This is a genomic window from Streptomyces sp. NPDC048111 (assembly GCF_043202815.1).
GTDB lineage: Bacteria > Actinomycetota > Actinomycetes > Streptomycetales > Streptomycetaceae > Streptomyces.
The window spans coordinates 1-21,602 of record NZ_JBIDBD010000030.1; the positions used below are offsets into that span (position 1 = coordinate 1).

Below are 21,602 nucleotides of genomic sequence, written 5' to 3' on the forward strand. Positions count from 1 at the left end.
GCGCCTGAACGGCGCTCGTCCTCAAACGCCGGACGGGCTGAGGATGCGCATGCTGGCCGGCACCGGTGCGGTTAGGGGCGCGGGGAACTGCGCGACCAGCCACGCACGGTCCGCACACGACCGGGGGGTTAGGGGCGCGGGGAACTGCGCGAGCAGCGACCACGGCCCGCACACGACCGAGAGGTTGAGGGGCGCGGGGACCTGCGCAAACCCCGGGCCGGTCCAGCCCTGCCAGGGGCGCGGGGAACTGCGCAAACCCGGCCGGCCCCAACCCCCAGGGGCGCGGGGAACTGCGCGAAAAGCGGGGCTAGCCCCAGGGGAAGTCCCTCGCTACCACCCCGAGCGTCACCCCCACCACCACCAGCACCCCCACAGCCGCCCCCTTCTCCCGCCCCGTATACGGCGGCACCACCGGCAGCGCCGGAAACGCCCCCCGCAGCGGCTCCGGGCCCGGGTCCGTCGGGAGGCGGCGGGCCGCCCTGTGCCGGGCGCCCCGCAGCACCCCGTACAGGACGGGGAACAAAGCAGGCCCCAGCAGTGCGGCCAGCCCCGTCCAGGCAGGCAGGTGCAGCACGGCCACCGCGAGGAGCAGCACGACGAACCAGGCCCAGCACCCGACGACCCCGGTCAGCGGAGACGTGATCAGCAGCCGCAGCGGTGCCCGGCCCCGGCGCGCCAGCGCGGAGAGGGTCTCGGCCAGGACGGCGACCCGGTCGTCGCCCGGCCGCGCCCGCGTCTGCTCCCACGCCCGTTGCGCGGCACCGGCCGGGTGCCCGATGACGGTGAGCACCAGCCGTGCGTCATGCCGCTGCACGCGGTTGGCGGACGGCAGCTCCTGCGCCGTGACCACGGGCCCGGGCCCGGGCGCGAGCGCCGGCGCTTGGGGTGTCGAGGGCGCAGAGGGGGCCGAGTTCGCCGGGGTCCCTGAAACCTCGCGGGGCGCCGGACGGACAGCCCAGGCCGGAGTCACCGGAGCAGGCGGCACCGGACCAGACGACACCACCGATGCGGGAGGCTCCGGCGGCGCAGGCGGCACCGGCGCAGATGGTGCGGGCGCCGGACCGGTCGAGGCAGGCGTCGCCGGCGCAGCTGGCGCGGGCGCCGGACCGGTCGAGGCAGACGGCACCGGCGCAGATGATGCGGGCGCCGGACCGGTCGGCACCGGCTCCGGCGGCACGGGCGACGCCACCGGCACGGGCGACTCCACCGGGGCGGGCACCGGCACGGGCAGCACCGGTGCGGGCGGTACCGGGCCCGTCCCGGGTGGGGTCAACTCCCGTATGCGGGCGGTGAGTTCGGGTACGCGGCCGGTGCGCCCCGCGTCGTCGTCCGTGCCGCACAGCGCGCAGTACGCGGTGAGCAGGCCCAGGTCGTCGGGGAAGGCGGCAAGGCCCTCCTGGAAGACCGCTTCGGCGCGGTCGGCGTGGTCCCCCGCGCCCTCCGCCGCGTGGGCGCGGCCGAGTACGGCGTACAGACAGGGGTCGGGCCCGTCCGTGTAGAGCGCGGCCCGTGCCGCCTTGCGGGCGGCGCTGGTGCGGCCCGCCCGCAGCAGCGCCTCCGCGTCGGCGCAGGCCGCCCTGACGTCTTCGTGCCCGGCGTGCAATGTGTCCCCAACCCTGGTTGTGCGGCTCGCAACTATCACCCGTCGCCGAGGGGCAGGTCAACAGCGGCCGGGCAGGTCAGGCGGGGTCACCAGTCGCCGCCGCCGAACCCTCCGCCGTCACCGCCCCCGCCCCCGTCGCCCCAGCCCCCGCCGAAGTCGGACGGGTCGAAGTTCGAGCCCGACACGTCACCGCCGTCGAAGCCGGAGCCCGCGTCGTAGGAACCGGGGCCGTACGCCCCCGCGCCGTAGTCGGAGGCGTACGCCGGTGTCGAGAGCATCGAGCCGAGCATGGTGCCCATCAGGAGGCCGGGCAGCATGCCGCCGCCGAAGTAGCCGCCCGCCCAGGGGCCGTAGGCCGGGCCCGCGTCGTAGTAGGGGCGGCGGCCCTGATCGGTGTCGACCTCGCGGACCATCGGGTCCTGGCCGTCGCGCAGCCGCGTCGCGTCCGCCTGGCAGACCGGCACCTGGCGCGGGGCGCCGCCGGCCGGCGTCCAGGTGGCGTCCTCGACGGAGGGACCGTGGCGCGGGTCGAAGAAGCAGGGGGCGCGGCGCTCGGGCAGCGGGCGGTGCTCGCGGCGGGCGGCGAGGGTGGCCAGCGAGAACCGGCCGTCCTCGAGGGCCTGGGTCACGCCCGTCACATCGGCGGGCCTTTCCGCCTTGGCCATCAGGGACTTGGAGGTCTCGTACGCGTCGAGGGCGCGCTCGTAGTCGGCGCGCATCGCGTCGTCGGCGCCCGCCTCGGCGGGGTGGAAGTCGAGCCGGTCGAGTTCCTCGCCGAACGCGGTGATGTCCTCGTCCACCACGACCTGGAGGCGCTGGAGCGCAGCCCGCTCCTCCTCCGCCTTCTTCCTGCGGTTGCGCCGCACCAGTGCGTACGCGCCGGCCCCGCCCGCCACGACCACCGCGCCGACCCCGATGAGCGCGCCGCTGTTCACCCCGCCGCCCGAGCCGGAGCCGGATCCGCCGCCCCAGGACGCGGGGGCGTGCCCCTTCATCTGCGGGAGCGCCTTGTCCACGAAGGCGTTCAGCTGGGTGACGGCGTCGCCGCCGGTGCCGGGGGCGCGTACGGCGCTGTTCAGGTTCTGCACGGCCTGCCGCGGCATGACCTGGCGGTCGGCGCCGGAGGTGAAGGCGTCGCCGAGCCGGATCGCGTACAGACCGGTGACCCCGGTGTCCGTCCGCAGGTTCCCCAGGATCGAGTCCTTGGGGAACGCGGCGCTGTTGGGCAGCACGGCCACGAACAGCGGCTTGTCCGCGTCCTTGATCTTCTTGGCCAGGGCGTCGGCCTGGGCCGGGCTGAGCTGGCCCGCGGCTCCGGGATCCACGTAGACCGGCCCCTTCTTGAGCTGGTCGGCCACGTCGGACGCGCCGGTGGCGGCCATGGCGGGGGCCGCCGCGACCAGCGCGGCGAGCGCTACGGCGGAGAGTGCGGAGAAAACCCTGAGCCTCATGCTCCCGACGCTACCCGAGCCCGCGCGGAAACGGACATACGGGGTGGAGCGGCCGGGCCCGTCCACCCCGCTCCGTCGAGCCGGGTTCCGTCCACCCCGCTCCCCCGGGCCATGTCCCGGACCCCCGCTCCGCTAGCGCGAGGGCTCGGTGCCGGCCCGGAGCAGGCCGTAGGTGTACGCGTCCTGGAGCGCCTCCCAGGACGCCTCGATCACGTTGGGGCCGGCGCCGACCGTCGTCCACTCGCCCGTGCCGTCCGTGGTGGTGATCAGGACGCGGGTGGTGGAGGCGGTGCCGTGCTTGCCCTCCAGGGTGCGGACCTTGTAGTCGACCAGCTCGAACTTGGCGACCTGCGGGTAGAACCGCTCCAGGCCTTCGAGGAGCGCCGAGTCCAGCGCGTTGACCGGGCCGTTGCCCTCGGCGGAGACGATGATGCGCTCCTCGCCGACCCAGAACTTCACCGTGGCGCCGTTGGCGTGGGTGCCGTCCTTGAGCGTCTCGATGATCGCCCGGTAGGACTCGATGCGGAAGTAGTCGCGCGGGCCGCCCTCGACCTCGTCGCGCAGCAGCAGCTCGAAGGAGGCGTCGGCGGCCTCGTAGGTGTACCCCTGGAGTTCGCGGGCCTTGACCCGCTCCACGACGCGGGCCACGAGTTCGCGGTCGTCGCCGAGGTCGACGCCGAGTTCCTTGCCCTTGAGCTCGATGGAGGCGCGGCCCGCCATGTCGGAGACCAGCATGCGGATGTGGTTGCCGACCAGGCTCGGGTCGATGTGCTGGTACAGGTCGGGGTCGACCTTGATCGCGGAGGCGTGCAGGCCCGCCTTGTGCGCGAAGGCGGAGACACCGACGTACGGCTGGTGCGTGGAGGGCGCGAGGTTGACGACCTCGGCGATGGCGTGCGAGATGCGGGTCATCTCGGCGAGCGCGCCCCGGGGCAGCACGGTCTTGCCGTACTTGAGCTCAAGGGCCGCCACGACCGGGAACAGGTTGGCGTTGCCGACCCGCTCGCCGTAGCCGTTGGCGGTGCACTGCACGTGGGTGGCGCCCGCGTCGACGGCGGCCAGGGTGTTGGCGACCGCGCAGCCGGTGTCGTCCTGGGCGTGGATGCCGAGCCGGGCGCCCGTGTCGGCGAGCACCGTGGAGACGACGGCCTGGACCTGGGCGGGGAGCATCCCGCCGTTGGTGTCGCACAGGATGACGACGTCGGCGCCGGCCTCGCTCGCGGCCCGCACCACGGCCTTGGCGTACTCGGGGTTGGCCCTGTACCCGTCGAAGAAGTGCTCGCAGTCCACGAAGACCCGGCGGCCCTGCTCACGCAGGTGGGAGACGGTGTCGCGGACCATCTCCAGGTTCTCGTCCAGGGTCGTGCGCAGGGCCAGTTCGACATGGCGGTCGTGCGACTTGGCGACCAGCGTGATCACCGGGGCGCCGGACTCCAGAAGGGCCCGCACCTGCGGGTCGTCGGCGGCCTTGCCGCCCGCGCGGCGGGTCGCCCCGAACGCCACCAGCTGGGCGTTCTTGAAGCTGATCTCCTGCTGCGCGCGGGCGAAGAACTCGGTGTCCCGCGGGTTCGCGCCGGGCCAGCCGCCCTCGATGAAGCCCACCCCGAACTCGTCCAGGTGCCGGGCGATCGTCAGCTTGTCCGCGACGGTGAGGTTGATGCCCTCGCGCTGCGCGCCGTCGCGCAGCGTGGTGTCGAAGACGTGGAAGCTGTCGTCGACCCGGGGGCCGTCGAGGAGGGGCTCCTCGGCGGCTCCGTTCGCCTCGTTGGTCGTCATGCTGATCTGACTCCTGTCGGGTGAGTGGCTCCGAACTCATGGCTCCACTTGCCCCCGCCGCCGCGCTCCTCGCCCCGGCCGTGGTGGGGCCGGTAAACGAAAAGACCCCTCGCGGGTGCGAGAGGTCTGCGCGCGGGTCTGGGGCACGATGGCCGCCGCCGCGGGTGGTGCCACGGTTCAGCGATCACTGCGGACCGGCGCGCTGCTGTCCATAATCATGCAGAAAGCGAGCACGCTCGCAGTCTGCCATACGGGTGCCGCGCCCGGCGGTGCGGTCTCACCATCCGGGCGCCCCCGCGACCTGCGCTATTGATACGCGACCGGCTCGGGTTCCGCGCGCCGGGGCGCGTTCTGGGTCCGGTTGAGATCGATGTCCCGGGTCTCGCGCATGGTCAGGTACACCACCAGCGAGACGGCCGCGCAACCGGCGACGTACCAGTAGAAGCCGGACTCGACGCCGGCCTTCTTGAACCAGAGCGCCACGTACTCGGCGGTCCCGCCGAACAGCGCGTTGGCGATGGCGTACGGCAGGGCGACGCCGAGGGCGCGGATGCCGGTCGGGAACAGCTCGGCCTTCACACAGGCGTTGATCGAGGTGTAGCCGGTGACCACGACGAGGGCGAGCAGGGCGAGCCCGAAGGCCGGCCAGAAGGTGCCCGCGTGCTTGAGCATGGTCATGATCGGCACGGTCAGGAACGTGGAGCCGACCGCGAAGGTGATCAGGAGCGGCCGGCGCCCGATCCGGTCGGAGAGCGCGCCGGCCAGTGGCTGGAGGCACATGAACACGAACAGCGCGCAGAAGCTGACGAGCGAGGCGGTCGACTTCTCCATGCCGGCGCTCTTGGACAGGAACTTCGTCAGGTACGTCGTGTACGTGTAGTACGCCACGGTGCCGCCCATGGTGAGCGCCATGACGAGCAGCGCCTCGCGCTTGTGCGCCCACAGCGCCTTCAGGGTGCCCCGGTCGGAGTCGTGGGCCGCCTCCGACTCGGCGTACACCTCCGTCTCCAGCATGGAGCGGCGCAGATAGAAGACGACGGCCGCGCCGAGCGCGCCCACGATGAAGGGGACGCGCCAGCCCCAGCTGTGCAGGGCCGCGTCCGAGAGGTTGCGCTGCATGACGATCTGAAGGCCGAGGCCGATGAGCTGGCCGGCGGTCATCGACACGTACTGGAAGCTGGAGGCGAACCCGCGCTTCTTGGGGTCGGATGCCTCGGTGAGGTAGGTGGCGCTGGCCGCGTACTCACCGCCGACGGAGAGCCCTTGCAGGAGCCGGGCGACCAGGAGGACGGCCACTCCCCCGTACCCGGCGACGGCGTACGTCGGGGCGACGGCGATCAGGATCGCGGAGGCGGACATCAGGGTGACGGTCAGGGTGAGGGCGGCCTTGCGCCCCTTGCGGTCGCCGATCCGCCCCAGCAGCCAGCCGCCGACCGGCCGCATGAAGAAGCCGACCGCGAAGATCCCCATGGTGTTCATGAGGTTGGCGGTCTCGTTGCCCTTCGGGAAGAACGCGTCCGCGAAGTACACGGCGAACGTGGCGTACACGAACCAGTCGAACCACTCGACCATGTTGCCGGCCGAGCCGACCCAGATCTTCTTCCAGTGCTCTCGTCCCATGGTCGCCCACGGTGGCGCAGGGCCGGGCGACCGGCAAGCCGTGCGGGCGCAACGATCGGGCCTACTTACGTGCGTTGCGTTCCCCGCACCAGGTCCTGGTCCACGAACTCCCTTACGTGGCCCAGGACTTGAGCCCGCCCGGTGCCGGGCAGGCCGACCGCGACGTGCACGCTGAACCCGTCGAGCAGGGCGCGCGTCCGGGTCGCGAAGCGGTCGGCGTCCACCAGCCGGAACTCGCCGCGCGAGACGCCTTCGGCGATGAGGGCGACCAGGTCGCGGTGCCAGGCTCCTTCGATGGCGGCCTGGCGCGAGCGGGCCGCGCCGTCGGCGTTCTGCGAGCGGTTCCAGACCTCCAGCCACAGGATCCAGTGCGGGTCGCGCGGGCCGTCGGGAACGTACAGGTCGATGTAGGCGTCCAGGCGCTCGCGCACCGCGCCCGGCCGGGCCAGCAGGGCGCGCCGCTCCTCGCCGAGCCGGCCCTCGCTCCACTCCAGGGTCTGGAGCAGCAGCTCGTCCTTGGTGCGGAAGTAGTAGAGGAGGTGCCCGCTGGACATCCCGACCTCGCGGCCGAGCCCGGCCATCGTGAGGCCGTCGAGCCCGCGCTCGGCGATGGTGGCCATGGCGGCGGCGAGCAGTTCCTCGCGGGGCGGGGCGGTGTTGCGGCGGCGCGGTGCGTTCACCCGTATGTTCTACCCGATCCCCGGGGCCGCCCCGCCCACGGGAGCCTCCCGGTCACACCCCGGCCGCCGGGCCGGTGACATGGCAGGGCGGAGGCGGGGCCGGCCCGTCGTGGTCCCGCGTTCACACCCTCGGCTGCTGCTGCGTGATGCAGTGGATCCCCCCGCCGCCCGCGAAGATCGCCCGCGCGTCCACCAGGGTCACTGTGCGCTCGGGGAACAGCCGGCGGAAGATGCCCGCCGCGTTCTCGTCGCGGGGGTCGTCGAAGGCGCACAGGACCACGCCGCCGTTGCACAGGTAGTGGTTGATGTAGGAGTAGTCCACCCAGCCGTGGTCGTCCTTGAGCACCGTGGGGGCCGGGACCTCGACGACCTCCAGCGAGCGGCCCCGGGCGTCCGTCTGGGAGCGGAGCAGTGCCACGTTCTCCTTGCACGGCTCGTGGTCGGGGTGGGACGGGTCGGGCTGGGTGTGGACGACGACCACGCCGGGGCGGGCGAAGGCGGCGACGATGTCGACGTGGCCCAGCGTGCCGTACCCGTGCGGGGGGTAGTCGGCGGTGAGGCCGCGCCGCAGCCAGATCGCCTTGCGGGTGCCGAGCATGGCGTGGATCTCCGTCTCGACCTCCTCGCGGGTCCAGTCGGGGTTGCGCTCGGGGCCGAGCTGGACGGTCTCGGTGAGCAGCACCGTGCCCTCGCCGTCCACGTGGATCGCGCCGCCCTCGTTGACCAGGCGCGAGGTGTAGGTGCGCGCACCGGCGAGGTCGGAGACATGGGCGCCGATCTTCGCGTCGTGCTCCCAGGTGGCCCAGTCCTGGGCACCCCAGCCGTTGAACGTCCAGTCCACGGCGGCCAGTTGGCCCTTGCCGTCGGTGAGGAAGGTGGGGCCGATGTCCCGCATCCACGCGTCGTCCAGTTCGCGCTCGACGAGGTCGATGCCGGGGCCGAGCAGTGCGCGGGCGTCCTGCGACTGGCCGGGGCCGACCACCATGGTGACCGGTTCGAAGCGGCGTACCGCGCGGGCGACCGTGGCCCAGGCGGCGCGGGAGGCGGCGAGCTCGGCCTCGTTCGGGAACGTCACGTTGGGGCCCGGCCACGCCATCCAGGTCCGCTCGTGCGGGGTCCACTCGGCGGGCATGCGGAAGCCGTCGGCGGCAGCAGACATCAGGGTGTCCTTAGAGGAAGTAGAGACGGTTGAGGGAGACGGAGTCGGCCGGTTCGGAGCGCAGCGGGTCGCCGTCGAGGGTGACGAGTCCGGTGCGGCCGTCCACGCCGACCGCTCCGGTGCGGGAGTTGAGGAGGAGGTCGGCCGGGCCGATGCCCCGGGTGCCGCGGACCGCGACCCGGCGGCGCCGGGTGGGCAGCCGGTCGCCGCCCTGGTCGAGGGCGGCCCTGGCCACGAAGGCGACGGACAGCTCGGCGGCCGTGCCCCCGTGGGCCCCGAACAGCGGGCCGAGCACCAGCGGTTCGCAGGTGTCGGTCGCCGCGTTCGGATCGCCCGTCACGCCCCAGGCGGGGAATCCGGACTTGAGGACCATCTGCGGCTTGGCCCCGAAGTAGGCCGGGCGCCACAGCACGATGTCGGCCATCTTGCCGACCTCGATGGAGCCGACCTCGTGCGCGAGGCCGTGCGCGATGGCCGGGTTGATGGTCAGCTTCGCCATGTAGCGCAGGACGCGCGCGTTGTCGTCGCCGTCCCCGTCGCCCTCCAGCGGGCCCAGCTCCGCCTTCATCTTGCCCGCCATCGCGAAGGTGCGGCGCACGGTCTCGCCGGCCCGGCCCATGCCCTGTGCGTCGGAGGAGGTGATACCGATCGCGCCCAGGTCGTGCAGCACGTCCTCGGCCCCCATGGTCCCGGCGCGGATGCGGTCGCGGGCCATCGCCGCGTCGCCGGGCAGATCCGTCTTCAGGTCGTGGACAGAGACGATCATGCCGTAGTGCTCGGCGACCGCGTCCCGGCCGAACGGCAGCGTCGGGTTGGTGGAGGAGCCGATGACGTTCGGGACGCCGGCCATCTTGAGGACGTTCGGCACATGGCCGCCGCCACAGCCCTCGATGTGGAAGGCGTGGATGGTGCGGCCCTCCAGCACCTTCAGGGTGTCCTCGACGGTCAGGCACTCGTTCAACCCGTCGCTGTGCAGGGCGACTTGGACGTCGTGCTCCTCGGCCACGCGCAGCGCCGTGTCGAGCGCCCGGGTGTGGGCGCCCATGTCCTCGTGGACCTTGAAGCCGCACGCCCCGCCCTCGGCCAGCGCCTCCACCAGGGGGGCGCCGTCGGACGACGAACCCCGGCCGAGGAAACCGATGTTGACCGGCCAGGCGTCGAACGCGGCGAACGCGCCCCGCAGCGCCCAGGGCGAGTTGACGCCCACGCCCCACACCGGCCCGAACTCCTGGCCGATGATCGTGGTGACGCCGGAGGCGAGGGAGGCCTCCATGATGCGGGGCGACAGCAGGTGGACGTGGGTGTCGATGGCGCCCGCCGTGGCGATCAGCCCCTCGCCCGAGACGATCGAGGTGCCCGTGCCGACGACCACGTCCACCCCGTCGAGGGTGTCGGGGTTGCCGGCCCGCCCGATCGAGCAGATCCGGCCCTCCCGGATGCCGATCGACACCTTGCGGATGCCCTGCACCGCGTCGATCACCAGCACATTGCTGATCACCACGTCGCAGGTGTCACGGACCGCCGCGGCCTTCAGGTGCAGCCCGTCCCGGGCCGTCTTGCCGAACCCGGCCAGGAACTCGTCACCGGGGCGCTGGGCATCGGACTCCACGCGCACCGTCAGGCCGGAATCCCCGAGCCGGACCCGGTCCCCGGTGCGGGGGCCGTGCACGGATGCGTACTCGTACGGGTCCATCACTCGTCTCCCTCACGCGCGTCGCCGGTTCCCAGATATCCGCAGGCCGCGGCCCTGCGCAGGGCCTCGTCCCGGGCGCCGGGCGCGTCCAGCGGCCCGTCGACGAGGCCCGCGAAGCCGATCGCGACCCGGTCGCCGCCGATGGACACCAGCCCGACCTCCTCGCTCTCGCCGGGCCCGAACCGCACCGACGATCCGGCGGGCACGCACAGGCGCCTGCCGTAGGCGGCGGCCCGGTCGAAGTCGAGGCGCGGGTTGGCCTCGAAGAAGTGGAAGTGCGAGGTGACGCTGATCGGCACGGTGGCGGTGTTGGTCACGGTGAGCCGGACTTCGGGGCCGGCCTCCGCATAGCCCTCGCCGGGCAGCAGGGCGCCGGGGGCATCCTGGCCCGCGGTGCCGCCGATGGGGTCGGGGACCACCGCGAGCCGGGAGCCGTCGTCGAAGACGGCCTCCACATGGACCTCGGTGACCACGTCGGACACGCCGGGCAGTACGTCGTCGGGGCCGAGCACCGAGCGGGCCGCCTCGATGGCCTCGGCCAGGCGCCGCCCGTCACGGGCCGCCTCGCACACGGTGTCCGCGATCAGCGCGGTCGCCTCCGGCACATTGAGCCGCAGCCCGCGGGCCCTGCGGGCCCGGGCCAGCTCCGCCGCGCCGAACAAAAGCAGCCGGTCACGTTCCGTCGGGGTCAGTCGCACGCCACCACACCTCCTGTTTGAACGTCACTCTAACCAGAGATTTCACTGACGGGAAGCATTGACGGCGCCGGGCGGCATGAGTCACATTGAGCGGCACTCAAACACCCCCAGCGTGAGAGGCCCCGGCATGCCCATAGAACAGCGCGGAGTCGATACGGTCCCGGAGGCGGAACGCACCAGCGGGCCCCGGGACCTCGTGTCGATCCTGCTCGGCTCGAACCTGTGCCTCGGAGTGATCGTCTTCGGCTGGCTGCCGGTCTCCTTCGGCCTCGGCTGGTGGGCCTCGGTCGGCGCGGTGGTGGCGGGCACCGCGCTCGGCACCCTCCTGACGGCCCCGCTCGCCCTCGTCTCGCTGCGGACGGCCACCAATCTGTCGACGTCGTCGGGCGCCCAATTCGGCGTGCGGGGACGCCTGGTGGGCTCGGTGGTGGGACTGCTGCTCTCGCTCGGCTACACCGCGCTGACGGTGTGGATCGGCGGCGACGCGATGACCGGCGTCCTGCACCGCCTCGTCGGGCTGCCGACCGGCGGCGTCTCGTACGGGATCGTGTACGCGCTGCTCGCCGCGGCCACCGTCGTCGGCGCGGTCTACGGCTACCGGGTGCTGCTGCGGCTCTCGCGCATCCTGGCGGTGGGCATGACCGCGCTGCTCGCGCTCGGAGTCGTCGCCTACGCACCGCACTTCACCGCCGCGGCGCTGCCGGAGGCGGGCGGCTATCTGCTCGGCTCGTTCTGGCCGACCTGGCTGCTCGCGCTCGTCGCGGCCGGGCTCAGCGGCCCGATCGCCTTCATCACGCTGCTCGGCGACTACACCCGCTACATCTCCCCGGCCCGCCACCGCCCGCGCCGCGTCCTGCACGCCACCTGGCTCGGTCTGACGGCGGGTCTGCTCGTGCCGCAGCTCTTCGGCACGTTCACCGCGTACGCGGCCCGCGCCGCCACCGACTACGCGGGGCCGCTGGTCGCCGCGGCCCCCGGCTGGTACCTGGTGCCGCTGCTGCTCGCGGCCTCCGCGGGTTCGGTGGGCAACGCGGGCCTGATGCTCTACTCGATGGGCCTCGACCTGGACGCGATCCTGCCGCGCGCCTCGCGCACCCAGGCGACGTTCGCGGTCGCGGGCGTGGCCACCGTGTGCGTCTTCGCCGGGCACTTCGCCTGGGACGCGCAGGCCGCGATGACCTCGTTCGTGCTGCTGCTCACGGCGATCGGCACCCCGTGGGCGGTGATCACGCTGATCGGCTTCGTACGCTGTCGCGGGGTGTACGACGCGGACGCCCTCCAGGTCTTCAACCGCCGCTCCCGGGGCGGGATCTACTGGTACCGGTCGGGCTGGAACCCGCGCGCCGTGCTCTCCTGGGCACTGGGCGCCGGCGTCGGCCTGCTGGGCGTGTCACTGCCCAACCACCAGGGCCCGCTGCTGAATTGGACCGGCGGGGTGGACTGCAGCTTCCTGCTGTCGGGGGTGGTGGGCGGCCTGGCCTACCTGGGCCTGACGGCGCGCCCCCGCACAGCCGGAAGGGCCGCCCCGGACACGGAGTCCGAGGCGGCCCTGGCCGAGAGCTGAGCGTCGGGGGCGGAGCGCCGGGGCCGAGCGCCGGGGGCGCTTCAGCCCCGAGGGCCGCTAGCCCAGCGGGTGCATCCAGCCGTGCGGGTCGGGGGCGACGCCGGTCTGGAGGTCGAGCAGCGCCTTGCGGAGCTTCATCGTGACCTCGCCCGGCTCACCGTCACCCTGCGTCCAGTTGTGGCGGGTCGACTTCACCGAGCCGACCGGGGTGATGACCGCGGCGGTGCCGCAGGCGAAGACCTCGGTGAGCGAGCCGTTCTCGTTGTCCCGCTGCCAGTCCTCGGTGGAGATCCGGCCCTCGACCGCGTCGTACCCGAGGTCGCGGGCGATCTTCAGGAGGGAGTCGCGGGTGATGCCGGGCAGCAGCGAACCGGTGAGCTCCGGCGTGACGATCTTGTCCCCGTACACGAAGTACAGGTTCATCCCGCCCATTTCCTCGATCCAGCGGTGCTCGACCGCGTCCAGCCAGACCACCTGGTCGCAGCCGTGCTGGGCGGCCTCGGCCTGGGCGACCAGGGAGGCCGCGTAGTTGCCGCCGGTCTTGGCGGCGCCGGTGCCGCCCTTGACGGCGCGCACGTACTCCTCGGACAGCCACACCGAGACGGGCTTCACGCCGCCGGAGAAGTAGGCGCCGGCCGGGGAGGCGATCACGATGAACAGGTATTCGTTGGCCGGCTTCACACCGAGGCCGACCTCGGTCGCGATCATGAAGGGGCGCAGGTAGAGGGAGGCCTCGCCGGAGGACGGGACCCATGCCTTGTCCTGCTGGACCAGCGCGTCGCAGGCGGCGATGAACAGCTCGGTGGGGAGCGCGGGCATCGCGATGCGGCGGGCCGAGTCCTGGAAGCGCTCGGCGTTGGCCTCGGGCCGGAAGGTGGCGACCGTGCCGTCGGGCTGGCGGTACGCCTTGAGACCCTCGAAGATCGTCTGCGCGTAGTGCAGCGTCATGTTCGCCGGGTCCATCGACAGCGGGGCGTACGGGACGAGCTGGGCGTCGTGCCAGCCGCGGCCCTCGGTCCAGCGGACCGTCACCATGTTGTCGGTGAAGTGGCGGCCGAAACCGGGGCTGGCCAGAATCGCCTCGCGCTCCGCGTCGGACAGCGGGTGCGAGGTGGGCTTGAGCTCGATCGTGGGCGTCGTCATGAGTGCTGTGTCCTTCACCGGTGGATAGTGACGGACCGCGCTCACGCCGCTGCCTTGCTGACGTCCGAGCTGCTCCGCATGCCGCGGCCCACGTCCGATTATCGCTCTTGGCGGGGCCTTGGACACAACGGTGTGATGTGCGGTCCGAGGTTGATGGTGTCACCCGGTGGCCACATGCGGAAAGCCGCCGGGTGCGAAACGCGACCCGGCGGCTCGTGCTGGAGGTGCCGCGGGGTCAGCCGGTTACCCGTACGGCCAGCGCGTCACCGATCTCGTCCGTGCTGCGGACCGCGTCGCCGCGGGAGGCGAGATCCTCGGCCACGGCGCTCTCGATCCGGGCCGCCTCGGCCTCGAAACCGAGGTGGCGCAGGAGCAGCGCGACCGAGAGGACGGTGGCCGAGGGGTCGGCCTTGCCCTGGCCGGCGATGTCCGGGGCCGAGCCGTGGACCGGCTCGAACATTGACGGGAAGTCGCCGCTCGGGTTGATGTTGCCGGAGGCCGCGACGCCGATGCCGCCGGAGACGGCCGCGGCGAGGTCGGTGATGATGTCGCCGAAGAGGTTGTCGGTGACGATCACGTCGAAGCGCGCAGGGTCGGTGACGAGGAAGATCGTCGCCGCGTCCACGTGCAGGTAGTCGGTGGTGACGTCGGGGAACTCCGCGGCCACCTTCTGGAAGGTGTTGCTCCACAGGTGACCGGCGTAGGCCAGGACGTTGTTCTTGTGGACCAGCGTCAGCTTCTTGCGCGGACGGGCCTGGGCACGGGCGAAGGCGTCGCGCACCACGCGCTCGACACCGAAGGCGGTGTTGACCGAGACCTCGGTGGCGACCTCGTGGGGCGTACCGGTGCGGATGGAGCCGCCGTTGCCGGTGTAGGGGCCCTCGGTGCCTTCGCGCACGACGATGAAGTCGATCTCGGGCTGGCCGGCGAGCGGGGTGGCGACGCCGGGGAGCAGCCTGCTGGGGCGGAGGTTGACGTAGTGGTCGAAGAGGAAGCGGAGCTTCAGCAGGAAGCCGCGTTCCAGGACGCCGGACGGGACCGTGGGATCGCCGATCGCGCCGAGCAGGATCGCGTCGTGCTGCTTGAGGGCCGCGACATCGGCGTCGGTGAGGGTCTCACCGGTGGCGTGGTAGCGCCGCGCGCCGAAGTCGAACTCCCGGGTCTCCAGCTTCACATCCTGCGGAAGGACGGCGCTGAGAACCTTCAGGCCCTGGGCCACGACCTCCGGGCCGATGCCGTCACCGGGGATCACTGCGAGATTGATGCTGCGAGAACTTGCCGACATGGGGGAACCCTACGCGTCGTCCCAGCCATTGACACCCGATGTCCACAGTGTGGACAGGCGCGGACGGCCCGCGCGGCGCGGCGAAGCACCGGGGCACAGCGTGTAGGCAGCTGTACGCCTGGCGTTCACCCTCCGGCGGGAAGCGCGTCGCCTGGGCGGAGGACGTTTTCGGCCATGGACATCCCCCGATTCGGCATCCCCGATCAGCTCGCCGGGCGCATGAGCATGGCCGAGCAGCACGAGTACCTGCGCAGCCGGCTCAGCCGCCGCGGCGTGCTGCGCACCACCGCCGCCACGGCCGCCGTCGCCGGGGCCGGCCTGGCCACCGCGGGCGCGGCCTCGCCCGCCTACGCGGCCCCCACCGCCCTGACCTCCGCCGCGCGCCACGGCGTGGACGGTTCGCTGGCCGCGCCGTTCGGCCGCCACCTCGCGTACGGGGGCGACCCCAAGACCCAGATGCGGGTCTCCTGGCAGGTCCCATTCGCGGTGAAGAGGCCGTACATCCGCATCGGTACGAGCCCCTGGTCGCTGAGCCGGAAGATCGACGCCGAGGTCCGCCACCTGACGACGCCCGCCCTGAACGGCGGCAAGATCGCGGCGGCCGAGCAGTTCTACGTGCACGCGGGCCTCGACCGGCTGCGGCCCGGCCAGACGTACTACTACGGGGTCGGCCACGACGGCTTCGACCCGGCCGACCGCCGCAACCTGGGCACGCTCGGCACCTTCACCACCGCTCCGGCGCATGCCGAGAACTTCACCTTCACGGCCTTCGGCGATCAGGGCGTCAGCTACCACGCACTGGGCAACGACCAGGTGATCCTCGGCCAGAACCCGGCCTTCCACCTGCACGCCGGCGACATCTGCTACGCCGACCCGTCGGGCTCGGGCCGGTCATCGGACCAGTACGACGCACGCACCTGGGACCAGTTCCTGGCGCAGACCGAGTCGGTGGCCAAGACCGTGCCGTGGATGGTGACCACCGGCAACCACGACATGGAGGCCTGGTACTCGCCGCAGGGCTACGGCGGCCAGAACGCCCGCTGGTCGCTGCCGGCCAACGGCCCGGATCCGGTGAACCAGCCCGGTGTCTACTCGTTCGTCCACGGCAACGTGGGCGTGGTAGCGCTGGACGCCAACGACGTCTCGTACGAGATCCCCGCCAACTTCGGCATCAGCGGCGGCAGGCAGACGGCGTGGCTGGACAAGCGGCTCGAAGAGCTGCGCGCCGACCGCTCGGTGGACTTCATCGTGGTCTTCTTCCACCACTGCGCCTTCTCCACCACGAGCTCGCACGCCTCGGAGGGGGGCGTGCGCGACGCGTGGGTGCCGCTGTTCGAGAAGCACCAGGTGGACCTGGTGATCAACGGCCACAACCACGTGTACGAGCGGACCGACGCCATCAAGGGCAACAAGGTCGGCCGCCGGGTGGCGATCGGCGAGCGCACCGACCCGACGCGCGACGGCATCGTGTACGTCACGGCCGGCGCGGCGGGCCGCTCGCTGTACAGCTTCCCGGTGCCCGACTCCTACGAGGGCCGTGTCGCGGACCGCGACAGCGTGGACACCTTCCACTGGGCCAAGGGCGGTGCGAAGGTCACCGAGACCGTGGAGTGGTCCCGGGTCCGCTACACCAACTACTCGTTCCTCGCGGTGGAGGTCGAGGCGGGGCACCGCCCGCGCATGAAGGTCAGCGCGCTCGCCGAGACGGGCGAGCGCATCGACCACTTCGAGATCCGGCGCGGGCGGTAGCCGGACGCGGCCGGGCTCAGTGCCCGGTGGCGCCGCCGTTGTCCCTGCGGTCCAGCGCACGCTGGAGGGCGGCGGCGGCGTTCTTGCGGTCGGACTCGCTGCTGCGCGAAGAGTGACGGACTCGGCGGGCGGGCTGCTTGACCATGGGGATTCGACTCCTCTGCTGGGAGGTCCGGGGGCAGGCCCCGGCGGATGCAGTGAGGTGCCGGAAGGGGCGGGGAGCGCGGCCGCAGGGGTTGCCTGCCAAGGGGCACTGCGCTCACGACCGCCCTTCGCTGGATCAGCGAGACGTTCGGCTCCTACAAAGCTAAGCGCTGCCCTGGAGTCTGTCTCTACAATTACTCGGACTTCCTACTATCTGAGACGGCCACGCCCGGCGCGGCTGTCGCGGCGGGCTGCGCGCGCCCGCTCCGTACCGCGTCCCCGGCGCCCCGGCTCAGCCGCAGCACACCGGCCGTGGTGGCCAGGCAGACCGCTCCGAGCAGGCAGAACGCCACCCGGTAGGGGCCGGCCGCACCGGGAGCGAGGGCGCCGCCCAGGCGCAGGGCCACCGTGGCGACCGCCACCCCGAGCCCGGCCGCGAGCTGGCTCGCCGTCGCCGACAGGGCGTTGGCGTCGCGCAGCCGCTCGGCCGGCATCTCGCTGAACGCGATGGTCGAGAAGCAGGTGAGGCCGAGCGAGCGGGCCGCGCCGCCGGCCATGACCAGGACGGCCGTCACGGCGATGGGGGTGTCCGCGGTGAGCAGCGCGCAGCCCGCCACCGCGAGGGCGAGGCCCACGGTGGCGACGAGCAGCAGCGGACGGAATCCGAAGCGGTTGAGCAGCCCGGTGGTGGCGGGCTTGATGCCGATGTTGCCGAGGAAGACGAAGAGCACCACGGCGCCGGACTTCACCGCGCTCCAGCCGAAGACCTCCTGGAACAGCAGGGGCAGCAGGAAGGGCACGGCACCGACGACGATCCAGAAGAGCGAGCCGCCGGTGACGGTGGCCCGGAACGACGCCACGTCCAGGGTGCGCAGATTCACCAACGGGTGTGCGGTGCGCAGCAGATGACGGGTCGCGGCGCCGAGCGTGAGGACGGCGAGCGCGGCGACGGCAGCGGCCGGCCCCCAGCCGCCCGCGGTGTCGGCGACCAGGTGGGCCGCCCAGGTCAGGGCGCCGAGGCCGGTGCAGCTGAGCAGCACACCGGGCACGTCGAGCGGCGGCGGGGACGCGGTGGGCCCGGCCACGACGAGGCGGCGCGCGGCGACCAGGGCGACGGCGCCGAGCGGCAGGTTGACGAGGAACAGCCAGTGCCAGCCGGCGTACGTGGCGAGCAGGCCGCCGAGCAGCGGGGCGACGACGGGTGCCATGAGCCCCGGCCACACGATGTACGCCATGATCCTCGGCAGGTCGGTCCTGGCGGCCCCGGCCAGTACGAGGAGCCGTCCGACCGGCACCATCAGGGCGCCGCCCGCCCCTTGCAGGGCCCGCATCGCGACGAGCGGTCCGAGGCTGTCGCTCGCCGCGCAGGCCGCCGACGCGAGGGTGAACAGGACGATCGCGGTGAGGAAGACCCGCCGGGCGCCGAAGCGGGCGGTGAGCCAGCCGCTGAGCGGTATGAGCACGGCGAGGGTCGTCAGATAGACGGTGATCACCAGGCCGACCGATGCGGGCGTGGTGTGCAGGGAGGCCGCCATCTGCGGGGCGGCGGTGGCCACGATGGTGCCGTCGAGCATCTCCATGAAGAAGCAGCCGGCGACGAGCAGGGCGGTGGCGCGCTGTCGGGTGTCGAGCATGCGTCCCAGCCTGGCCGCGGCCACTGCTGCACACAAGGTCCGCCTCATCAACCGAGGGCTGCACCGCATGCAGCATTCATCCATACTGGGCCCATGCGACCACTGCCCGACATGAACCTCTTGCCCGCGCTCGACGCCCTGTTGCGGGCCGGGAGCGTGGCGGGGGCCGCCGCCGAGATGCGCGTCTCGGCGTCCGCGATGAGCCGGACGCTCGGGCGGCTGCGCCGGGTGGTCGGCGACGAACTGCTCGTGCCCTGCGGGCGCGGCCTCGTCCTGACACCGCGCGCCCGCGAGCTCCAGCCGCGCGTGGAGGCCGCCCTGGCCGGCGCCCTCGCCGCGCTCCGACCGCCGCAAAAGCTCGAACTCGGCGCCCTGGAGCGGGAGTTCAGGCTCCGCTCCAACGACGCGGCGGCCGTCATCTTCGGCCCGGCGCTGACCGAGCGGGTGATGCGGGAGGCACCCGGGGTGCGCCTTCGGATGCTGCCCGAGGGCGACGAGAACCCGGCGGACCTGCGCGACCGCGTCGACCTCGACATCGGGCAGATGGGCCGACTGCCGCACGACGTGCGCACCGAGCCGCTCGGCGCGTACCACTACGCCGCGGTGGTGCGCGCCGACGGGCCCCACGCCGCCGAGCGGCTCACTCCCGAACGGTTCGCCGCGCTCCCCCACGTCACCGTCACACGGCGCGGCCGGGTGTTCAGCGTGGTCGACGAGCAACTGGCCGAACTGGGCCTGTCCCGCGACGTGTTGGCGACCGCCCCGACCTACACCGCCGCGTGCGTCTTCGCCCTGCGCTCGGACGTCCTCGCCCTGGTGCCGCGGGAGTTCGCACACGAGGCCGCCCGCGCGATGCCGCTCGCGGTCCTGGACATCCCGCTCACCCTGCCGGCCACCCCCTACGTCCAGGCCTGGCACATCCGCCTCGACGCCGACCCGGCCCACCGGTGGCTGCGCGGCGCCCTCGCGGAGATCGTTGCCTCCTGGGCGGCGCCGCGGCGGGCGGGCTGTTCGGGTGGTACGGCGTGAAGCGGGACATCGCCCGGCGCACCGAGAGCCGCTGACAAACAGGGATCTCGGCGGGCACGAATCGCCCCGAAGGCCCCAACCAACCTTAAGAACCCCTGCCGTTGACCGACTGTTAAGAAATCCATCTCTGTAGAGGTCTGGCCCCAGACCATTGGGCGGCGCCACTCTTGCGCTCGATGTGCCACCGGGGCACATGCGACCGAAGAGGCGGACCGATGACACCGATCAGTCGTAGGGGTTTCGTGGCACTCGGCGCGGGGGCGGCCGCGAGTGCGGTACTGCCCGCAGGGGCGGCGGGGGCCGCAGGACAGCGGGGCACGGGTACGGGCACGGCGGCCACCAGCGCGGCGGCCGCCTCGGCGACCGGCACCCTCAAGGACGTCCGGCACGTGGTGGTCCTCATGCAGGAGAACCGCAGCTTCGACCACTACTTCGGCCGCCTCAAGGGGGTCCGCGGCTTCGGCGACAGGAGCGGCATCCTGCTCTCCGGCGGGAAGTCCGTCTTCAACCAGCCCAGCGGCCTCGGACGCCAGTACCCCTGGAAGCTCAGCTCGACCCCGGCCTCGGGCGGCGCCGACGGCGAGACCCTCGCCCAGTGCGACGGCGACCTGCCGCACAGCTGGACCTCGCAGCACGCGGCCTGGAACAGGGGCCGGATGGACAGCTGGGTCGCGGGCGTCGGCAATGTCCGCACGCTCGGGTACCTGGACCGCGACGACATCCCGTTCCACTACGCGCTGGCCGACAACTACACCATCTGCGACGCCTACTTCAGCTCCACGCTCAGCGCCACCGGCCCCAACCGCACGTTCCTGTGGAGCGGCCGGGTCGACGCCACCAGCAACGACGGCGGCGACGAGTCGGGCCTGACCTGGGAGACCTACGCCGAGGCGCTCCAGCGGGCCGGGGTGAGCTGGAAGGTCTACCAGAACGCCAACGACAACTACGGCGACAACGGGCTCGCGTACTTCGCGAAGTTCGCCGCCGCCAGACCGGGCGACCCGCTGCACGACCGCGGCATGGGCTCGGTGCCCGCCGTCACGGGCTCGACCCCCGACGACATCGCCGCCGCCATCCGGGCCGACGCGCTGAACGGAACGCTCCCCCAGGTGTCCTGGGTGGTGGCCAACCAGGCCTTCTCCGAGCACCCCTACGCCCCGCCCGGCGACGGCGCGCACTTCGTCGACCTGGTGTACCGGGCGCTCGCCGCGAACCCCGAGGTCTTCGACTCGACGGTCCTGCTCCTCAACTACGACGAGAACGACGGCTTCTTCGACCACGTGCCCCCGCCGTCGCCACCGGCCGGCACGGCGGGCGAGTTCCTGAACGGCATCCCGTACGGACTCGGCTTCCGGGTGCCGATGATCGTGATGTCGCCCTGGACGCGCGGCGGTTGGGTCTCCTCCGAGGTCTTCGACCACACCTCGGTGCTGCGCTTCCTGGAGAGGTGGACGACCGCCCTCGGCACCCCGGCCGCCTGCCCGAACATCAGCGCCTGGCGCCGCAGGGTGACGGGCGACCTGACGGGCGTCTTCGACTTCGCCTCCCCCGTCTACGGCATGCCCTCCGGCCTCCCCGCCACCAAGGTGATCGGCATCGCGACCTGCGGACCGCTGCCCAACCCGGCGCCGCAGACGAACGCGCTGCCCGCCCAGGAGTCCGGCACCCGGCCCGCCCGCGCGCTGCCCTACCAGCCCAACGGCAACCTCGACCGCTTCGAGTTCAAGGCCGCCGGGCAGATCCTGGCCTGGTTCGGCATGGCCAACCAGGGCGCCCCCGCCACCAGCGCCGCCCACCTGTCGATCCACCCCAACGCCTACCGCGACACCACGCCGTGGCAGTACACGATCGACGCGGGCGGCACCGCCACCGACTTCTTCCAGATCGGGACGGCCGCGGGCGCGGGCAGGTACGACTTCACCATGACCGGCCCGAACCGCTTCCACCGCCGTTTCGTGGGCGATGCCACCAAGGCGGGCAAGTCCGTCGAGGTGGCGGCGCGCTACGCCGTCGAGTCCGGTACCGGCAGGATGGCCGTCTGGTTCAGGATGACCAACACCTCCGCCGCGTCGGTGAAGTTCACCATCACCTCGAACCAGTACCGCAGCGGCACCTGGACGTACACCGTCCCGGCGGGCTCCGCCACGGAGGACTTCTTCAACGCGGTGGCCTACCAGGACGGCTGGTACGACTTCACGATCACGGCGGACTGCGACACCACCTGGTCGCGCCGCTACGCCGGGCACATCGAGACCGGCGCCCCCTCGGTCACCGGCTGACCACCCCCGGGGCACTCACCCCGGCGGCAGCGCTCCCGCGCCGCTTCTGAGTACGAGCACTCATGTGGCGGCCGGCCCCCGCAAGGACAGTGGAG

General features: G+C 72.5%; 16 protein-coding genes. 4 read left to right on the forward strand and 12 right to left on the reverse strand.

The window, feature by feature from the left end:
- Positions 1-307: 307 nt before the first annotated feature.
- The 8 genes from ACGF3I_RS29990 to ureA form a co-directional block, all read right to left on the reverse strand.
- On the reverse strand, positions 308-1,603 hold the full coding sequence (locus ACGF3I_RS29990) for a hypothetical protein (protein ID WP_393137458.1): 1,296 nt from the start codon (positions 1,601-1,603) through the stop codon (positions 308-310).
- An 86-nt stretch (positions 1,604-1,689) separates the two neighbouring features.
- Complete coding sequence (locus tag ACGF3I_RS29995) at positions 1,690-3,054, reverse strand: hypothetical protein (protein ID WP_393137460.1); 1,365 nt, start codon at positions 3,052-3,054, stop codon at positions 1,690-1,692.
- A 132-nt stretch (positions 3,055-3,186) separates the two neighbouring features.
- The gene (gene cimA / locus ACGF3I_RS30000) at positions 3,187-4,830 is read right to left on the reverse strand and encodes a citramalate synthase (protein ID WP_393137462.1); all 1,644 of its coding nucleotides are present in this window, start codon (positions 4,828-4,830) and stop codon (positions 3,187-3,189) included.
- Positions 4,831-5,136: 306 nt separating this feature from the next.
- A complete protein-coding gene (locus tag ACGF3I_RS30005; protein WP_393137464.1) occupies positions 5,137-6,450 on the reverse strand; it encodes an MFS transporter in 1,314 nt (437 codons plus the stop codon).
- Positions 6,451-6,515: 65 nt separating this feature from the next.
- A complete protein-coding gene (locus ACGF3I_RS30010; protein ID WP_393137466.1) occupies positions 6,516-7,130 on the reverse strand; it encodes a TetR/AcrR family transcriptional regulator in 615 nt (204 codons plus the stop codon).
- A 121-nt stretch (positions 7,131-7,251) separates the two neighbouring features.
- Positions 7,252-8,289, reverse strand: coding sequence for an agmatine/peptidylarginine deiminase (locus ACGF3I_RS30015; RefSeq protein WP_393137468.1), 1,038 nt, complete (start codon positions 8,287-8,289; stop codon positions 7,252-7,254).
- A gap of 10 nt (positions 8,290-8,299) precedes the next feature.
- Entirely contained in the window at positions 8,300-9,982 is a 1,683-nt protein-coding gene (locus tag ACGF3I_RS30020; protein ID WP_393137470.1) for an urease subunit alpha, read from the reverse strand.
- Complete coding sequence (ureA, locus tag ACGF3I_RS30025) at positions 9,982-10,680, reverse strand: urease subunit gamma (RefSeq protein WP_393137472.1); 699 nt, start codon at positions 10,678-10,680, stop codon at positions 9,982-9,984. Before ureA ends, ACGF3I_RS30020 begins: the two co-directional genes overlap by 1 nt.
- Before the next feature lie 127 nt (positions 10,681-10,807).
- Between ureA and ACGF3I_RS30030 the strand changes: the two genes are divergently transcribed.
- A complete protein-coding gene (locus ACGF3I_RS30030) occupies positions 10,808-12,244 on the forward strand; it encodes a cytosine permease (RefSeq protein ID WP_393137474.1) in 1,437 nt (478 codons plus the stop codon).
- 57 nt (positions 12,245-12,301) lie between these two features.
- Here ACGF3I_RS30030 and ACGF3I_RS30035 read toward each other — a convergent pair whose 3' ends face one another.
- Positions 12,302-13,387 carry a branched-chain amino acid aminotransferase gene (locus tag ACGF3I_RS30035; RefSeq protein ID WP_393137476.1) on the reverse strand — a complete coding sequence of 362 codons (1,086 nt, stop codon included), beginning with the start codon at positions 13,385-13,387 and terminating at the stop codon, positions 12,302-12,304.
- Between the two features lie 235 nt (positions 13,388-13,622).
- Positions 13,623-14,672 (reverse strand): 3-isopropylmalate dehydrogenase, encoded by a 1,050-nt coding sequence (locus ACGF3I_RS30040; protein ID WP_393137478.1) that lies wholly within the window; start codon positions 14,670-14,672, stop codon positions 13,623-13,625.
- 174 nt (positions 14,673-14,846) lie between these two features.
- Between ACGF3I_RS30040 and ACGF3I_RS30045 the strand changes: the two genes are divergently transcribed.
- On the forward strand, positions 14,847-16,421 hold the full coding sequence (locus ACGF3I_RS30045) for a purple acid phosphatase family protein (protein ID WP_393137480.1): 1,575 nt from the start codon (positions 14,847-14,849) through the stop codon (positions 16,419-16,421).
- Positions 16,422-16,437: 16 nt separating this feature from the next.
- Here ACGF3I_RS30045 and ACGF3I_RS30050 read toward each other — a convergent pair whose 3' ends face one another.
- Positions 16,438-16,566, reverse strand: coding sequence for a hypothetical protein (locus ACGF3I_RS30050; protein WP_267056578.1), 129 nt, complete (start codon positions 16,564-16,566; stop codon positions 16,438-16,440).
- Between the two features lie 193 nt (positions 16,567-16,759).
- Entirely contained in the window at positions 16,760-18,199 is a 1,440-nt protein-coding gene (locus tag ACGF3I_RS30055; protein ID WP_393137481.1) for an MFS transporter, read from the reverse strand.
- 93 nt (positions 18,200-18,292) lie between these two features.
- Between ACGF3I_RS30055 and ACGF3I_RS30060 the strand changes: the two genes are divergently transcribed.
- Together ACGF3I_RS30060 and ACGF3I_RS30065 are read left to right on the forward strand one after the other, a co-directional pair.
- Positions 18,293-19,228: a LysR family transcriptional regulator gene (locus ACGF3I_RS30060; RefSeq protein ID WP_393137483.1), complete on the forward strand. Its 936-nt coding sequence runs from the start codon at positions 18,293-18,295 to the stop codon at positions 19,226-19,228.
- A 215-nt stretch (positions 19,229-19,443) separates the two neighbouring features.
- Positions 19,444-21,507 (forward strand): phosphocholine-specific phospholipase C, encoded by a 2,064-nt coding sequence (locus ACGF3I_RS30065; protein WP_393137485.1) that lies wholly within the window; start codon positions 19,444-19,446, stop codon positions 21,505-21,507.
- Positions 21,508-21,602 lie beyond the last annotated feature (95 nt).